Source organism: Kitasatospora sp. NPDC004272 (assembly GCF_053603035.1).
This window is the reverse complement of the sequence record NZ_JBSGET010000027.1, coordinates 15,472-31,138: the sequence shown is the minus strand read 5'-3', so window position 1 is coordinate 31,138 and position 15,667 is coordinate 15,472. Positions and strand designations below refer to the sequence as shown.

Here is a 15,667-nt window from a genome sequence, read left to right as displayed (position 1 = left end):
CGCACCGCCACCACGGCCGCGCCCCCTCCCGCTCCGGGCAGGGGGCGCGGCCGTCGGCGTTCGCCGGTCAGACCGTCAGACGGTCAGGCGGTCAGGCGGTGATCTCGGAGAGCCTCCCCCGCAGGGGCCCCGCAAGGTCGAGGTTGTCGCCCCGGGCGGTGGTCTGCAGGAGCTCGGTGATGACCACGAGCTCGGCGAACCTCCCCGCCGGTGTGTCGAGGACGTGCCCGAGCCGCCGCCGGACCTCCGCGGCGGTCTCCGGCACGAGCAGGCTGTAGCTGTGCAGGACGGCCGCGTCGTACCCGGCGGGCGCGACGCCCCAGCCCTCCCAGTCGAGCACCGCGAGGGTCGGACTCGTGAGGTCGGCCCAGTGCAGGTCACCGTGGGCGGTCGTCCAGGTGCTCACCCTGGTGTCGACCGCCACGCCGAGGTACTGCGGCATGGCGCGGTCCAGGTACTCCTGACGGACCGCCACCCGGTCGCTGGGGACGGCGGCGACGGCGCCGAGAGCGGCGGTGAGGCCGTCCCACCAGGCGTCGTCCAGGTCCGGTACTGCCCGCAGGGCCGGCTCGTGGGTGGTGACGGTGGGCGAGGTGGGAGCGGACTGCGGTGCAGGGGAGCCGGGCGGGCTTCACGCGTCCACACTCCTCGTCCCCCGTTCCGCTGGCAGCCTGCGCGGGCGTGCTGCCGGGCATGGGTCGGCCCGCCGGGGCGCCCCCCACAGGGCGCTCCGGCGGGCCGGGTCGGAGGGGTCAGTGCTTGGCGTTGCGGGCGCCCAGCTGGAGGTCCTGCTGGAGGGTGTAGTAGGCGGGCTTGGGGGCCTTGTTGACGTCGTAGAGCAGGCCGTAGCCGGTGCCGGCGAAGGTGCCGGGGATCCAGGAGTCGCCGTCGTAGACGCCCCAGGCGGTGAACGAGATGCACTGGTCGACGAGTTGGCAGGCGGTGAGCATCTGGGAGAACTCGTAGGGCTGGGCGAACGCGGCGAGCTGGCTGGTCGGGACCTGCTCGGTGGAGTTGTTGACGAAGGTGCGGACGTCGGCCTCGGTGACGGCGACCTTCAGGCCGAGGTCGCCGTAGGACTGGAGGTCGGACTGGAAGAGCTTGCCGTCGAAGCCGTACTGGGTGTCGAGGTGGCCCTGTTCGCCGATGCCGTTGACGGGGACGCCCTGGGCGACGAGCTTGGCGAAGAAGTCGTGCACGGCCTGGAACTTGGCGTTGCTGCCGTCCTGGCCGGCGATGTTGTAGTCGTTGTAGAAGAGCAGGGCCTTGGGGTCGGCCTGGTGGGCCCAGCGGAAGACGTCGGCGAGGACGCCCTCGCCGAGGTTCTTGATCCAGAAGTCGTCGCCGTTGAGGCCGTTGGGCAGCGGGTTCGGGTCCCAGGAGTTGGCGAACACCTCGTTGGCGACGTCCCACTGCCAGATCTTGCCGCGGAAGTGGGTGACCTCGTCGGTGACGTGCTTGTGCAGGATCTCGCGCAGCTGGTCCTTGGTGATGGTGCCGTTGTCGACGCCGGTGGTGAGCCAGGACGGCAGCTGGTTGTGCCAGAGCAGGGTGTGCCCGCGCACCTGCTGGTCGTGCTCCCCGGCGAAGGCCACCAGCCGGTCGGCGGCGGCCCAGTCGTAGGTGCCGCGGGTGGGCTCGACGGACTCCCACTTCATGGCGTTCTCCGCCGTCACGACGGAGAACTGGTCCGCGACGATGGCGGTGTAGGGCTGGTCGCTGCCGAGGTGGGCGTCGTCGACGGCCGTTCCGATGGCGAGCTTCTGCCGGTCGCCCAGGGCCCGCAGCGAGTCGGCCGGCACCTTCGGGTGCTTGTCGGGGGCGGCGGCGGCGATCGCGGACGGGACGAGCATGAGGACGGCGGCGGTGGCGGCCGCGGCCGCGAGCTGACGGCGTAGCTTCACAGCGGACTCCTGGGTGGGGGAGGAGAGAGAAGTATCGAAAGTTTCGAAAAATCGATCGAACTTCCAAGAAGCTAGTGCGGCAAATCCGTCCCAGTCAATAACGCTGCACATCCCAGAAGTTGAACGATGAGCGCCGGGGGGTCGCACCCGCTGTCCGAGTGGTCTGGGCGAATGCCGGTCCGGGCCGGGCCGACCGAGTTTCCGATCGAAGTTCGGTACTTTTCATTGACGCGCCGCGCCGCGGCCGCCTAACCTCCGTCTCGGTGGAGGCCCGCCGAGACGGACCTGCCCGCCGCACCGTCACGGTGCGGCGGGCAGGGAAGTCCCGTGGCCCGACCGGGCGTCAGCGCACGCCGCTCGGGGCGTCCGGGTCGTGGGCGGCCGCGACGGCCAGGTCCTCGATCTCGCGGAGCAGGACCTCGACGCGCTCCGCGGGGAAGTGGTGGACGTCCGCGGTGAAGGAGAGCAGCACGGCCCCGGGGCGGTCCTCGACGTTCAGGAACAGCCGCTCGGAGGGCCGGTCGGTCCGCTCGGTCCAGCGGAAGCCGCTGCCCGCCCGGGCGGAGCGCAACTCGGCCGCCGCCGGCACGGGTCGGCCGTCGTCGGGCGCCTCGGCGCGGCGGTCGTTGAAGACCCGGGAGACGTCCAGGCCGGGGCCGCGCTCCCGGGAGACCCGGTCGAGCAGCTCGGCGAACCGGCGCGGGTCGTAGTAGCCGTGCTTGTAGGCGGTCAGTGCGGCGCGGCGGGTGCGCTCCACCGCCTCGTCCAGGGTGGTGCCGGACAGGTCGACGGAGCACAGGCCGAGTTGGGAGAGCATGCAGACCACGTCGGCCAGGCCCGGCCGGAAGCGGTTGCCGACCATCGGGCGCAGCACCACCGGGTTGACGCCGGTGGCCCGGGCGAGTGCGACGGCGTACAGCGCGAGCAGGACGGTGGTGGGCGTGGTGCCGGTGCGCCGGGCGACGGCCGCGGCGGCGGGGCCCAGGGCGCGGGCGTGCAGTTCGGCGGTCCAGTAGCGCGGGCCGGGCGGCGGGGTCGGACCGGGCAGCGGCCGCAGCGGCGCCGCGCGCAGCAGCTCCTCGTGGTGGCGCAGCGCCCGCTCGTCCTGGCGCAGGCCGGCGGGGGAGCGCTGCCAGCGGGCCTGTTCCAGCGGCTGCCGGCCCTCGGTGGGGGCGGTGCCGCGCTCGGCGACCTCGCGCAGCATGGTGCGGGCCCCGGCGGCGTCGGTGGCCAGGTGGCAGATCAGCGCGACCAGGTGGGTGGGGGCGCCGCGGTGCCGGACCACGGCCATCCGCACCGGCCAGTCGGCGGCGAGGTCGAGGGGCGCGTGCCGGTGGTGCGCCTCGACGGCGGCGGCGGTGGCCGCGGGGTCGGCGTCCGCCGGGGCGTCGTGCACCTCCAGCAGGACCCGGCCCGCCCCGGCCACCTCCTGGCGGGGCTCGGGGCCGCCGTCGAAGCGCAGCCGGGTGCGCATCGACGGGTAGCGGGTGACCAGGTAGCGCAGTTCGGCGGCGAGGTCGGCGAGGTCCGTCCCGGGCTCCAGCTCCTTGGTGCCGCCGAGCGGCATCCAGGAGCCGTGCCGGACCATCGCCTCCCGGAGCGACCACTGCCCCCAGGTGAGCGCTCCGGTCCCTGCCGCCAGCCCGTCGAAGACGACGGCGACCTGTTCGGCCGGGGCGGCCAGTGGTCCGCCGGGGCCCTCCCCGGGCAACCGGACGGGCGGGTCGGCGGGCGGACGGGCGGACGGATGGGCGGCATGGGTGCGGACCGTGCGGCTGGCGTGCATCGCCGGGACCTCCGGGCAGGAGTCGTGGTGTGCGGCACCGCCGGCCCCGGTCCCCTTCGCGGCCAGCCTACCGGGTCAACCCCGTTCCGGGAGGCGGAAGTTGACACCGTCCGGATCAGCCGTCGCCCTCCGCGGCCGGGAGGAGGGCGCCGGGGACGTCGGCCGGGTCGAGGACGGCCTGCTCGCCCGGGTAGGGGGTCTGCCAGTCGTGGGCCTCGTACCAGGTCAGGTGGTTCATCTGGGCCGGGTTGGCCAGGTCGGCGGCCGCGTCGGGTCCGGACAGCCGCTGCTGCTGCTTCCAGTCGGACCACTTCTGCACGGTCGCGGCCGCGGCGGCCGGGACGGTCCCGGTCGCCGGGGCGGTGGCCCCCGGGTTCTGCGGGGCCGGGACGTCCGGGCCACAGGGGGGTGCGGTGGCCAGGCCGTTGGTCAGCGAGGTGCGGTTGGGCAGCGCGGTGAACGGGGTGGGGTCGGGGGTGCTGGTGAAGGCCCCGGTCATCGGGGTGGCCGCGGTGTCCTTCTGGTTCATCGGCTTGATCCCGAGGATCTGCTCGATGGTGCGGATCACGTTGATCTGGGTGTAGTAGCGGCTGTCCACCACCCCGTGCTGGGCGTAGGGGCTGATCACCTGGATCGGCGCCCGGTGGCCGTCGACGTGGTCCAGGCCGCCCTGCGAGTCGTCCTCGACGACGAAGATCGCCGAGTCCTTCCAGTACGGGCTGTGGCTGATCTCGTCGACGATCCGGCCGACCGCGAGGTCGTTGTCGGCGACCTGGGCGGCCGCGTTGGCGGGGCCGCCGGTGTGGTCGCTGGAGAGCCAGAGCATGTTCAGGTCGGCCGGGCCGTTCTTCTCGAAGTCCTGCTTCCAGATCTCGGCCCGGTAGACGTCCGGGACGCTGGTGTCGAACTTCGGGTAGGCCGGCACCGACACCTCGTTCAGCGACGGGATCGGCGAGGAGGAGACCATCCGGTAGGCCGAACCGGCGCCGGTGGCCGCCATGTGCCGGGCGTCGCAGTACAGGTTCTGCCAGGTCGCGCCGGCCGGCTTGGTGAGGAACCGGTGGAACTCGCCGAAGTCGCGCACCGTCCGGCCCGCCGCCTGCGCGCTGCTCCACAGCAGGCCGCTGCTCTGGTGGCCGAGCGCGTCGTCCTGGGTGTCGTAGCTGCGCAGGTGCTCGCCGGCCGAGGACTCGCTGTACTCCGGGTTGTCGGCCTGCATCAGCCAGTTGTGGCCCTCGGCCGAGTTGGTGCCGATGTCGTACGTGTTGTCGTACAACCCGAACCGGGCGGCCAGCGCGTGCTGGTTGGGCGTCACGTTCTCGCCGAACTGGGTCAGCGTCGGGTCGCCGTTGCCCTGCGGCATGTCGCCGTAGACCTGGTCGTACGTCCGGTTCTCCTTGACCAGCAGGAAGACGTGCTTGATCGTCGACGGGTCGCCGATCCGCTCCGGGACGGGCACGGCCTCGGCCTTGTGGCTGCCGGCGGTCCTGGCCGCGCCGGAGGTCCAGTTGTTCTGCTTGAAGACCCGGGCGGTCTGCCGGCGGATCTCCTGGTCGCCGGGCAGCGCGAAGCGCACCACGCTGGAGGTGGTGTCGTGGGTGGAGTGCCCGGCCGCGGCGGTGGGGCGCAGCGCGTCGATGCCGCGGGTGCTGGAGACCAGCACGTCGTTGCCCGAGGAGGTGATCTCCGCGGGGAAGTAGTCGGTCGGCAGCAGGCCCAGGTAGCTCGCGGGCTCCAGCGGGCTCGCGTACCGGTAGACCGCGACCGCGTTGGCCCGGCCCAGGGTGACCAGCAGGTGGCCGTCGTCGGTGAGGGTCACCGCGTCGGGCTCGTAGCCGATCGACGCCTCCGACCACGGCCGGGTGGATATGGTCTGGACGACCCGGCCCCGGCGGGTGTCGATCACCGAGACGCTGTTGGTGGCGGTGTTGGTGACGAACACCGCGCCGTTCTTGGCGTAGACGGCGGTCGGGTGCAGGCCCACGTCGATGCCGACCGGGGCGGCCGTCGGGTGCGCCAGGTCGATCACGCTGACCGTGCCGGTGGTGACGGCGCCGGTGCGCGGGTCGGCCGGGACCTTGGTGCCGTAGGAGTCGAGGGTGCTCTCGCCGGGCTTCGCCGGGCGGCCGCCCTCGTTGCTGACGTACAGCTTGCCGCCCGCCAGGGCGATCCCGCGCGGCGCGTTGCCCACCTTCCAGCTCTGCTTGACGGTGCCCGCCGCGGTGTCGATCGCCACCACCCGGTTCTGGCCGTTGACCGCCGCGTACGCGGTCGAGCCGTCCGCGGAGAAGACCAGCCCGGCCGCCAGGGCCTGCTGCGCACCGCTCCTGGGGATCTTCACGGCCACCGGGTCCGTGACGCTGCCGTCCGGGGCGACGGTGAACCGGGTGTAGCCGTCGGGCTGGCCCAGCCACAGGTGCCGGCCGTCGGGCGAGTACGCCGGGCCCTCCTGCCCCACGCCGTTGTCGTTGATCCGCGGCACCGAGGCCGCCGCGCTGCCGACCAGTTGCTGGACCCGCCAGTTCCGCACGTCCACGATCACCAGCGCCGTGCGGCCGTCGGCGACCGCCGCCGCCAGGTGGGTGCCGTCCGGGCTCACCCCGGAGGACATGATCTTGCCGTTGGGGATCAGCAGCCGGTCGCCGTACGGGTCGACGTACTGGTTGGCGGAGACCAGCTGGCCCTGCTCGTAGAGCCGGCCGACCTGGTCCTCGCCGAAGGGGTCGCTCCGGGGGAAGCCCACGTCCGTGCCGGCCGCCAGCACCACCGCGGTCATGGCGAGCGTGAACAGCACCCGGCGGCGCGCGCCGGGCCGCCTGATCCGGGTCGCACCGTCACCGATGCGGCGACGTGTGACCTGCATGCTGCGTCATCCCTTCGAAGGAGCGGGAAGCAACTCGATGTTGCCGTCGAACTGCCAGAGCGGGTTCGGCGCGTCGCCGGTGGAGGTGCGCACCAGGAAGTAGCCGTTCACTTCCTTCGGCCCGTCGCCGTCCGCGACGAACCGCCCGTCGGGGGCGACGTCCAACTGGTAGATCGCGGTACCGGTGGCCTCGGTTCCCGGCAGGTGCCAGGTCACGGTGCACCGCCAGTCGTTGCCCGGGCCCTCCGGCACCACCAGGGTGCTGCCCTTGTCGCAGGACGCGGCCACCCGCAACTGCTCCTCCGTCACCTCCGGACGGTTCAACTCGGTGGTCTGCAGCCGGTACAGGTGGGCGAAGGCCACGGCCAGCGCGCGCTCCACCTTGTCCCGCTCGACCCCCGACCCGGACCCGGCCAGCGGGGTCAGCACCCCGGCCGACACCAGCAGCAGCCCGGCCAGCGGCAGCGCCCCCAGCAGGGCCGCCCGCCGCCCCGGACCGTCCTGCGCCGGGGAGGTGAAGTCCCGCCGCAGGAACAGCGCCCGGGCCAGCAGCGTCGCCGCCACCGCCCAGACCAGGCTCACCGCGACGCCGACCAGCAGCGGACCGAGCTGCGCCGGGCCGGTGAACAGGCCGTTCCAGGACACGAACGCGTAGCCCGGCAGCGCCAGGCGCACCCCCACCGGCAGCGGCATCATCTGCGCCAACTGCACCACCAGCGCCACCAGCGCGGGCAGCAGCAGCCCCATCGGGGAGCGCCCCAGGGCGACCGAGCCGAGCAGGCCGATCCCGGCCAGCGCCAGGGTCGGCGCCAGCGCGCACAGCCAGGCCAGCAGGACCCGCAGCGCGGCGTCCCCCGGCGACAGCAGGTCCCCGTCCAGGCCCACCAGCGGATGGCTGCCCACCGCCAGCAGGCCGCCCACCGCGCCCGACACCGCCAGCCCCGCCACCAGCAGCACCAGCACGCTCAGCCCGGCCAGTGCCTTCGCGGCGAAGATCCGGCGCGGCGAGCGCACCGCCACCAGCAGGTGCCGCCAGGTGCCGAGCCGGTCCTCGGCGGCGAACACGTCGCCCGCCACCACCGAGGTCAGCAGCGGCAGCGCCCAACTCCCCGCGAACCCCAGCACCACCAGCGGCCCGGCCCATCCGGTGGCGTGCATCCAGCGGCCGAACAGGGTGTCGGTGGGCAGCGTGCCCTGCTGCTCCACGGCGGCCACGAACAGCCCCGGGGCGAGCCAGCAGGCCAGCACCAGCAGGCGGATCCGCCACTGCGAGACCAGCTTCACCAGTTCGAAGCGGTAGACCCGGGCCACCGGCACCCGGCCCGCGCCGGGGGCTCCGGGCGCGGGTATGGGTGCGGGCGTGCTGCCGGTCCTGCCGACGGCGTCGGCCCCGGTGCGGGAGGCGGTCATCGGCGGGCCCCTTCCGGCCGCTGCGGCTGCGGCTGCTGCCGCGGTTCGGTGAGGGCGAGGAAGGCGGCCTCCAACGGCGAGACCACGGGCGCCAGTTCGCGCACCGCGACGCCGTCCAGGACCAGCCGGGACACCAGGGCGTCCAGTGCGGGGACCCGGGCGCGCAGCACCAGCCGTCCGGTGTCCGGCGAGCCCGGGCCGGGGTCGAGCAGGCGGACGCCGGCGGTGGCGGCGGCGGTCCGGCGGGCCGCCGCCGGGTCGGAGGTGAGCAGCCGGTAGTCCAGCTCGCGGTCCTCGGTGGCGAGCCGGTGCAGCGGGCCGGAGAAGACGACCCGTCCGGTGGCCAGGATGGTGACCTCGGAGCAGAGCGCCTCCAGGTCGTCCATCCGGTGGCTGGAGAGCACCACGGCGGTGCCCTCCGCCGCGAGCCGGTGCAGGACGCCGTGCACGTGCCGCTTCCCGGCCGGGTCCAGCCCGTTGGCGGGTTCGTCCAGCACCAGCAGCCGGGGCCGGGCGAGCAGGGCGGCGGCCAGGCCGAGGCGCTGGCGCATGCCCAGCGAGAAGCCGCCCACCCGGTCGTCGGCGACGTCGCTCAGCCCGACCTGGTCGAGCGCGTCCACGACGTCCCCGCCCTTGCCGGTCTTCCCGCTCCCGCCGCTGCTCCCGCTCCTGCCGCTGCTCCCGCTCCTGCTCCTGCCGCTGCCTCCGCGCAGGGCGGCGAGGGCGGCGAGGTTCTGCCGGGCGGTCAGCGACGGGTACAGGCCGGGGCCGTCCACGAACCCGGCCACGCCCTCGGGGGCGGACAGCGCCCGGCCGACCGGCGTGCCCAGGATCTCCAGGGTGCCCCGGTCGGCGACGGCCAGCCCCAGCAGCAGACCCAGCAAGGTGGTCTTCCCGGCGCCGTTCGGCCCGACCAGGCCGTGGATCCGGCCCCGGGTCACCTCCAGGTCGACCCCGTCGAGCGCGACGACGTCCCCGAAGCACTTGGTGATCCCCCGGGCCCGCACCGCGAGGCGTGCGTCCATGATGTCCCTTTCCCCCGTACTCGGAGGAGATTCTAAGGAATCGGCCGGGCGCCCCCGGCGCCCCCTCCTGAACGTCCCCGGAACGGTGCCCGACATCCGCCCCGGGCCCCGCCCGCCGTGGTCCGCGGACGCGGTAGCGGGCGGCGGCCGGGTACTGCGGACGCGGTACGGCGGGTGTCCGCGGACGGGGGACGACAGCGGGCGGGGCGGGCGGCGAGGGTGGGGGAGACCGGGAGAAGGCCGAAAACGGGAGTCGCGCATGTCCGTCCTCGCACGCTGGTGCCACCGGCACCGGCTCGTCACGGTGCTGTTGTGGTTGGGCCTGCTGGTCGGGCTCGGAGCGGTCTCGGGCGCGGTCGGCACCAAGTACAGCGACAGCATGGCGATGCCCGCCACCGAGTCCACCCGGGCGCTGGAGCTGCTGAAGGAGCAGATGCCCGCCGCGGCCGGCGACACCGACACCGTGGTGTGGCACACCGCGACCGGCACGGTGAACGACCCCGCCGTCAAGGAGCGGATGACCGCCGCGCTGGACGGCATCGCGCACAGCCCGTCCGTCGCCTCGGTGTCCGGCCCGTACGGCGAGCGCGGCGCCGGGCAGATCAGCGCCGACGGCACCACCGCGTACGCCCAGGTGGTCTTCACCGGCGACGCGCACGCCGTCCCCAAGGCCGACGTCGAGCACGTCATCGACCTCGCGAAGCAGGCCCGCACCGACGGCCTGGACGTCCAGCTGGGCGGGCAGGCCGTGCAGAACACCGAGACCGAGATGGGCGGCCTCAGCGAGGTCATCGGCATCGTCGCCGCGCTGGTCGTGATGACCCTGGTGTTCCGCTCCGCCTGGGCCGCCGCGCTGCCGATCCTCACCGCCGTCGCGGGCGTCGGCACCGGCGTGATCGGCACCGGACTGCTCAGCCACGGCATGAGCATCGCCTCGGTCGCGCCCACCCTGGGCGTGCTGGTCGGCCTCGGCGTCGGCATCGACTACGCGCTGTTCATCGTCAACCGGCACCGCAAGGGCCTGATGGCGGGCCTGAGCGTCCAGGAAGCCTCCGCGAAGGCGCTGAACACCTCCGGCCGGGCCGTGCTGTTCGCCGGCCTGACCGTGGTGATCGCCCTGCTCGGCATGCTGATCCTCGGCATGGGCTTCCTCAACGGCATGGCGATCTCCGCCGCGCTCACCGTCGCCCTGACCGTGCTGGCCGCGATCACCCTGCTGCCCGCGCTGCTCGGCATGCTGAAGCTGCGGGTGCTCTCCCGCGCCCAGCGCCGCCGGCTGGCCGAGCAGGGCCCCGGCGAGGAGCACACCACCGGGTTCTGGCCGCGCTGGGCCGCCAAGGTGCAGGCCCGGCCCACCGGCAAGGCGCTGGTCGCGCTGCTGCTGATGCTCGCCGTCTCGCTGCCGGTGCTGTCGCTGCGCCTGGGCAGCTCGGACGCGGGCAACAACCCGAAGTCCACCACCTCCCGGCAGGCGTACGACCTGATGGCCGACGGCTTCGGCCCCGGCTCCAACGGCCCGCTGCTGCTGGTCGCCGAGGCCCCCGGGGCCGCCGACAAGGCTGCGCTCACCGACCTGGTCGGCACGCTGAAGGGCCTGGACGGCGTCGCCCGGGTCGCCGCCGTGCCGATGCAGGACGGGCAGCGGGTCGGCATCGTCCAGGTGGTGCCCACCACCTCCCCGCAGTCCGCGAAGACCTCCGACCTGATCACCGAGCTGCGCGAGCACACCGTCCCCGCCGCCGAGGCCGGCACCGGCCTGCAGGTGCACGTCGGCGGCGCCACCGCCACCTCCGCGGACTTCGCCGACGTGCTGATCTCCAAGCTGCCGCTGTTCATCGGCATCATCGTCGGCCTGGGCTGCCTGCTGATGATGGTGGCCTTCCGCAGCCTGCTGGTGCCGCTGATCGGCGTTGCGATGAACCTGCTCACCATGGGCGTGGCGTTCGGCGCGATCGTCGCGGTGTTCCAGTGGGGCTGGGGCTCCGAGGCGCTCGGCGCCGGCGCGGCCGGGCCGGTCGAGGCGTTCGCCCCCGTGATGATCATCGCGATCCTGTTCGGCCTCTCGATGGACTACCAGGTCTTCCTGATCAGCCGGATGCACGAGGAGTGGACCCACACCCGGGACAACCACCGCGCCGTCCGGGTCGGCCACGGCGAGACCGGCCAGGTCATCACCGCCGCCGCGGTCATCATGGCCTGCGTGTTCGCCGCCTTCCTGTTCGGCGGCCAGCGCATGATCGCCGAGTTCGGGCTCGGCCTGGCCCTGGCCGTCCTGCTCGACGTGCTGGTGCTGCGGATGGTCCTCGTCCCGGCCCTGATGCACCGCTTCGGCGCCGCCAACTGGTGGCTCCCGGGCTGGCTCGACCGCCTGCTGCCGCACGTCTCCGTCGAGGGCGAGCCCGACCCGGCCCCCGTCGCGCCGGTCCACGACCTCCGCGAGACCGTGGACGCCCGGCGCTGACACCTCCCCCCGCGGGGCCCGGCCGGTCACCCGCACCGGCCGGGCCCCGCCGCGTCCGGCGCGACCGCGGCCGAACTGCCCTCGACCGAACTGTCCTCGGCCGAACTGTCCTCGGCCGAACTGCGTACGGTGAAGGAGTGCGAATGACGGAGATGCTCAGGCGGTGGTGCGGCGGGCGCCCGCAGCGCGTCGACGTGGCGGTGGCGCTGTCCTGCTTCCTGATCGCCGCGCCCGTCACGGCCGCCACCGCCTACCACCGCGGCGCCTCGGTGACCGGCTACCTGCTGTTCCTGCTGGCCTCCTGCCTGCCGCTGCTGGTCCGCAGCCGGTGGCCGGTGGCGGTGGCCGCCGCCACCGTCGTGGTCGGCGTGGTCGAACTGGTGCTGATCCCGTTCACGCGCGGGCCGCGCCCGGAGACCCTCGGGATCTCGATGTTCGCCGTCGGCGTCGCCCTGTACGCCGTCGCCACCCGCACCGACCGGCGCACCGCCTGGCGGACCGGCTGCTGCGCCGCCACCGCGCTCACCCTCACCGCGCTGATCGTCCGCCCCGGGCTGGAGGAGCTCCCGCAGAACCTCGGCCTGGTCGCCTGGCCCTGCCTGTCGGTGGCGATCGGCGACGCCGTCCGCAGCCGACGCGAACTGCTCGCCTCCGCCGTCGAGCGGGCCGAGCGCGCCGAACGCACCCGCGAGGAGGAGGCCCGCCGCCGGGTCACCGAGGAGCGGATGCGGATCGCCCGCGAACTCCACGACGTCGTCGCCCACCACATCACCCTGGTCAACGCCCAGGCCGGCGTCGCCCACCACCTGATGCGCACCGACCCCGAACACGCCTACCAGGCCCTGGAGCGGATCCGCGACACCAGCCGCACCGCGCTCGACGAACTGCGCGCCACCGTCGGCCTGCTGCGCCACAGCGGCGACCAGGCCGCCCCGCGCGAACCCGCCCCCGGCCTGGCCGGGCTCGACGACCTGCTCGACGCCTTCCGGCACTCCGGCCTGCCAGTCGCCCTGGAACGCTCCGGCGCGCCCGCCGCGCTGCCGCCGATCACCGACCTGACCGCCTACCGGATCATCCAGGAGGCGCTCACCAACACCCACAAGCACGCCGGCCCCGCCAGCGCGCACGTCCGCCTCGACTTCGGCCCCGAACAGCTGCGGATCACCGTCGAGGACGACGGGCGCGGCGCCCCGGCGGACCCGGACGGCGCCGGGCCGGGCCGGTTCGACGGAACGGGTGCGTTCGGCGGGACGGACCCGGGCGGCGGCACCGGGGCCGGGCCGGGCGGGGGCACCGGGCACGGCATGATCGGCATGCACGAGCGGGCCCGCGCCGCCGGCGGCACCCTCACCGCCGGACCCCGCTCCCGCCGGGGCTTCCGGGTCCACGCCGAACTGCCGCTGCCCACCGCCGGCGGCCGCGGCTGCTCCCGGAACTGACCCGGGCCGGGGGCGACCGGCCCGGGGGAGCGGCCCGCCCGGGGCGCGACCCGCGCCGGGCCCGAGGGCCCGGCGCGCGAAAACCGACCGTGAGATGAGAGAGGCCCCGTCCATGACCGTCCGCGTCCTGCTGGCCGACGACCAGGCCCTGCTCCGGGGCACCTTCCGACTGCTGATCGACTCCGCCCCCGACCTGGAGGTGGTCGGCGAGGCCGGCACCGGGCGGGAGGCGGTCGCGCTCGCCCGCTCCGCGCGCGCCGACCTGGTCCTGATGGACATCCGGATGCCCGACCTGGACGGCCTGGCCGCGACCAAGCTGATCACCGCCGACGAGGACCTGGCCGGGGTCAAGGTCCTGGTCCTCACCACCTTCGAGAGCGACGAGTACGTGGCCGAGGCGCTGCGGGCCGGAGCCAGCGGCTTCCTGGGCAAGGGCATCGACCCGGAGGAACTGCTGGACGCGATCCGGGTCGTCGCGGCCGGCGACTCGCTGCTCTCCCCGGCCGCCACCAAGGCCCTGATCGGCCGCTTCCTCGCCCAGCCGGACCCGGGCCGCCGGGCCGCGCTGCCCCGGCTCGACGTGCTCACCGCCCGCGAGCAGGAGGTGGTGGCGCTGGTCGCGGCCGGCCTGTCCAACGACGACATCGCCGAGCGGCTGTTCGTCACCCCGCTCACCGCCAAGACCCACGTCAACCGGGCGATGACCAAGCTCGGCGCCCGCGACCGCGCCCAGCTCGTCGTGATCGCCTACGAGACGGGCCTGGTCCGGCCCGGGAGCGCGTGAGCCGTCACCGCCCGTCGGGGTCGGGGCCCCGCTCCACCGCGAGGTAGGCCAGCACGGCCCGGACCCGGCGGTTGGTGTCCTCGGCGTCGGCCAGGCCCAGCTTGGCAAAGATCGTGGTGGTGTACTTGCTGACCGAGCCCTCGGAGAGGAACAGCCGGGCGGCGACCGCCGCGTTGGACAGGCCCTCGGCCATCAGCGCCAGCACCGAGCGCTCCCGTTCGGTGAGGGCGGCCAGCGGGTCGGCGCGCACCGGCCGCCCGAGCAGCTTGGCGACCACCGTCGGGTCCAGCGCGGTGCCGCCGTCGGCGACCCGCTGGACGGCGTCCATGAACTGCCCGGCGTCCAGCACCCGGTCCTTGAGCTGGTAGCCGATGCCGCCCTGCCCGTCCGCCAGCAGCTCGCGCGCGTACAGCTGCTCGACGTGCTGGGACAGGATCAGCACCGGCAGGCCCGGCACCGCCCGGCGGGCGGTCAGCGCGGCCTGCAGGCCCTCGTCGGAGAAGGTCGGCGGCAGCCGGACGTCGACGATCGCCACGTCCGGCCGGTGGGTGAGCAGCGCCTCCAGGGCGGCCGGGCCGTTGTCGACGGCGGCCACCACCTGGTGGCCGTACGCCTCGGCCAGGCGCACCATCCCGTCCCGGAGCAGGAAGAGGTCCTCGGCTACGACAATTCGCACGGCACCGCCACAGTGACACGGGTTGGTCCCCCGAGGGGGCTGTCGATCTCCAGGCGCCCGCCGAAGGCCGCCATCCGGCGCCGCACGCCGTCCAGCCCGGAGCCGGGGGCCGCGGCGGCCCCGCCGCACCCGTCGTCGCTCACGGTAGCAGTCAGCGTCCTTTCCGCGTACGAAAGTTCGACGCCCACCCGCTCGGCGTGCGCGTGCTTGACGGCGTTGGTGAGCAGCTCGGCGACCGAGAAGTACAGCGCCGCCTCCACCGGCCGCTCGGGCCGGGCCGGCACCCGGCTGACCACGTCCACCTCGACCACCGCGTCCAGGGCCAGCGCCCGGACGGCGTCGACCAGCCCGCGCTCCACCAGCACCGGCGGGTTGATGCCGCGCACCAGTGCCCGCAGCTCGGCCAGCGCCCCCGCCGAGTTGGCCCGGGCCTCGGCCAGCAGCCGCTTTGCCGCCTCCGGGTTGCTGTCCACCAGGTGCTCGGCCGCGCCCATCGACATGCCCAGTGCGACCAGCCGGGCCTGCGCGCCGTCGTGCAGCCCGCGCTCGATTCGCTCCAGCTCGGCGGCCTGGGTCTGCGTCAGGTCGGCCCGGATCTCCTCCAGCTCGGCCACCCGCCAGCCCAGCCGGGTCGACGTCACCGGCCCCAGCAGCCGCCGCCCGACCGGCCCGAGCACCCGCCAGCCGAACGGCGCCGCCAGCAGGCCGGCGGCCAGCAGCGCCGCCCCGAGCGGTGGTCGGCCCGGCACCAGCAGCGCGCCCAGGACCAGCGCGAGCAGCGGCAGCGCCGCGACCGGCAGCACCGTCACCGCCGCCGCCAGCAGCCACACCCCGTCCCAGTGCAACTGCGGGTCGTGGAACCTGGCGTGCACCCGGGCCCGGCGCCGGGCCTCCCGCTCCGAACGGTGGTACTCCTGCCCGTCCCACCAGAAGCCGGTGGCCATCCGGGTCACCGGCTTCGGCTCGCGGTACGTCACCGCCAGCTCCAGGCCGAGCCAGCGCGCCGCGCACCGCCGGGCCGCGCCCGCCAGCGCCCGGCTGGTGAACGGGTGCACCGTCCACACCGCGACCGACACCCAGAGCAGCACCAGCAGCGTCTCCCCGAACACCGCCAGCGCGCGCAGCGGCCAGGCCGCCGCCGACCCCGCCGACCAGCCGTACGCGAGCGACCCCCCTGCCCACCCCACCGGCACCGCGACCAGCGCGAACGGGCAGGTCAGCGCCACCAGCACGGCCGACCGCCACCACCCCGCCCCGACCGCCGCCCCCCACCGCACGAGACCGCCCGTCGCACCCATCCCGCCGCACCTCCCCTTCCG

11 protein-coding genes are annotated in these 15,667 nt (G+C 74.5%); 3 read left to right on the top strand and 8 right to left on the bottom strand.

Annotated features, from left to right (window positions below; all coding sequences use genetic code 11):
- Nucleotides 1-91: 91 nt before the first annotated feature.
- From ACWEO5_RS11625 to ACWEO5_RS11600, 6 genes are all read right to left on the bottom strand, one after another.
- Nucleotides 92-475 carry a hypothetical protein gene (locus ACWEO5_RS11625; protein WP_452162229.1) on the bottom strand — a complete coding sequence of 128 codons (384 nt, stop codon included), beginning with the start codon at nucleotides 473-475 and terminating at the stop codon, nucleotides 92-94.
- A gap of 277 nt (nucleotides 476-752) precedes the next feature.
- Complete coding sequence (locus ACWEO5_RS11620) at nucleotides 753-1,904, bottom strand: endo-1,4-beta-xylanase (RefSeq protein ID WP_452162228.1); 1,152 nt, start codon at nucleotides 1,902-1,904, stop codon at nucleotides 753-755.
- 343 nt (nucleotides 1,905-2,247) lie between these two features.
- A complete protein-coding gene (locus ACWEO5_RS11615) occupies nucleotides 2,248-3,690 on the bottom strand; it encodes a condensation domain-containing protein (protein ID WP_452162227.1) in 1,443 nt (480 codons plus the stop codon).
- Nucleotides 3,691-3,805: 115 nt separating this feature from the next.
- Nucleotides 3,806-6,553 carry an alkaline phosphatase family protein gene (locus tag ACWEO5_RS11610; protein WP_452162226.1) on the bottom strand — a complete coding sequence of 916 codons (2,748 nt, stop codon included), beginning with the start codon at nucleotides 6,551-6,553 and terminating at the stop codon, nucleotides 3,806-3,808.
- Nucleotides 6,554-6,559: 6 nt separating this feature from the next.
- Nucleotides 6,560-7,963 carry an ABC transporter permease gene (locus ACWEO5_RS11605; protein WP_452162225.1) on the bottom strand — a complete coding sequence of 468 codons (1,404 nt, stop codon included), beginning with the start codon at nucleotides 7,961-7,963 and terminating at the stop codon, nucleotides 6,560-6,562.
- Nucleotides 7,960-8,988 (bottom strand): ATP-binding cassette domain-containing protein, encoded by a 1,029-nt coding sequence (locus tag ACWEO5_RS11600; protein WP_452162224.1) that lies wholly within the window; start codon nucleotides 8,986-8,988, stop codon nucleotides 7,960-7,962. Before ACWEO5_RS11600 ends, ACWEO5_RS11605 begins: the two co-directional genes overlap by 4 nt.
- A 259-nt stretch (nucleotides 8,989-9,247) precedes the next feature.
- Here ACWEO5_RS11600 and ACWEO5_RS11595 point away from each other — a divergent pair, with 259 nt between their 5' ends.
- The 3 genes from ACWEO5_RS11595 (at nucleotide 9,248) to ACWEO5_RS11585 (ending at nucleotide 13,672) form a co-directional block, all read left to right on the top strand.
- On the top strand, nucleotides 9,248-11,449 hold the full coding sequence (locus tag ACWEO5_RS11595) for an MMPL family transporter (protein ID WP_452162223.1): 2,202 nt from the start codon (nucleotides 9,248-9,250) through the stop codon (nucleotides 11,447-11,449).
- A gap of 152 nt (nucleotides 11,450-11,601) precedes the next feature.
- A complete protein-coding gene (locus ACWEO5_RS11590) occupies nucleotides 11,602-12,888 on the top strand; it encodes a sensor histidine kinase (protein ID WP_452162256.1) in 1,287 nt (428 codons plus the stop codon).
- A 112-nt stretch (nucleotides 12,889-13,000) separates the two neighbouring features.
- Nucleotides 13,001-13,672, top strand: a complete 672-nt coding sequence (locus tag ACWEO5_RS11585; RefSeq protein WP_452162222.1) for a response regulator — start codon at nucleotides 13,001-13,003, stop codon at nucleotides 13,670-13,672.
- A 4-nt stretch (nucleotides 13,673-13,676) separates the two neighbouring features.
- Here ACWEO5_RS11585 and ACWEO5_RS11580 read toward each other — a convergent pair whose 3' ends face one another.
- On the bottom strand, nucleotides 13,677-14,348 hold the full coding sequence (locus ACWEO5_RS11580; protein WP_452162221.1) for a LuxR C-terminal-related transcriptional regulator: 672 nt from the start codon (nucleotides 14,346-14,348) through the stop codon (nucleotides 13,677-13,679).
- The gene (locus tag ACWEO5_RS11575) at nucleotides 14,333-15,646 is read right to left on the bottom strand and encodes a sensor histidine kinase (protein WP_452162220.1); all 1,314 of its coding nucleotides are present in this window, start codon (nucleotides 15,644-15,646) and stop codon (nucleotides 14,333-14,335) included. Before ACWEO5_RS11575 ends, ACWEO5_RS11580 begins: the two co-directional genes overlap by 16 nt.
- Nucleotides 15,647-15,667 lie beyond the last annotated feature (21 nt).

Excerpts from the sequence above, each read along its gene's own strand:
- ACWEO5_RS11615 (WP_452162227.1), bottom strand. The coding sequence starts at position 3,690 with ATGCACGCCAGCCGCACGGTCCGCACCCATGCCGCCCATCCGTCCGCC.
- ACWEO5_RS11610 (WP_452162226.1), bottom strand. The coding sequence starts at position 6,553 with ATGCAGGTCACACGTCGCCGCATCGGTGACGGTGCGACCCGGATCAGG.
- ACWEO5_RS11605 (WP_452162225.1), bottom strand. The coding sequence starts at position 7,963 with ATGACCGCCTCCCGCACCGGGGCCGACGCCGTCGGCAGGACCGGCAGC.
- ACWEO5_RS11600 (WP_452162224.1), bottom strand. The coding sequence starts at position 8,988 with ATGGACGCACGCCTCGCGGTGCGGGCCCGGGGGATCACCAAGTGCTTC.
- ACWEO5_RS11595 (WP_452162223.1), top strand. The coding sequence starts at position 9,248 with ATGTCCGTCCTCGCACGCTGGTGCCACCGGCACCGGCTCGTCACGGTG.
- ACWEO5_RS11590 (WP_452162256.1), top strand. The coding sequence starts at position 11,602 with ATGCTCAGGCGGTGGTGCGGCGGGCGCCCGCAGCGCGTCGACGTGGCG.
- ACWEO5_RS11585 (WP_452162222.1), top strand. The coding sequence starts at position 13,001 with ATGACCGTCCGCGTCCTGCTGGCCGACGACCAGGCCCTGCTCCGGGGC.
- ACWEO5_RS11575 (WP_452162220.1), bottom strand. The coding sequence starts at position 15,646 with ATGGGTGCGACGGGCGGTCTCGTGCGGTGGGGGGCGGCGGTCGGGGCG.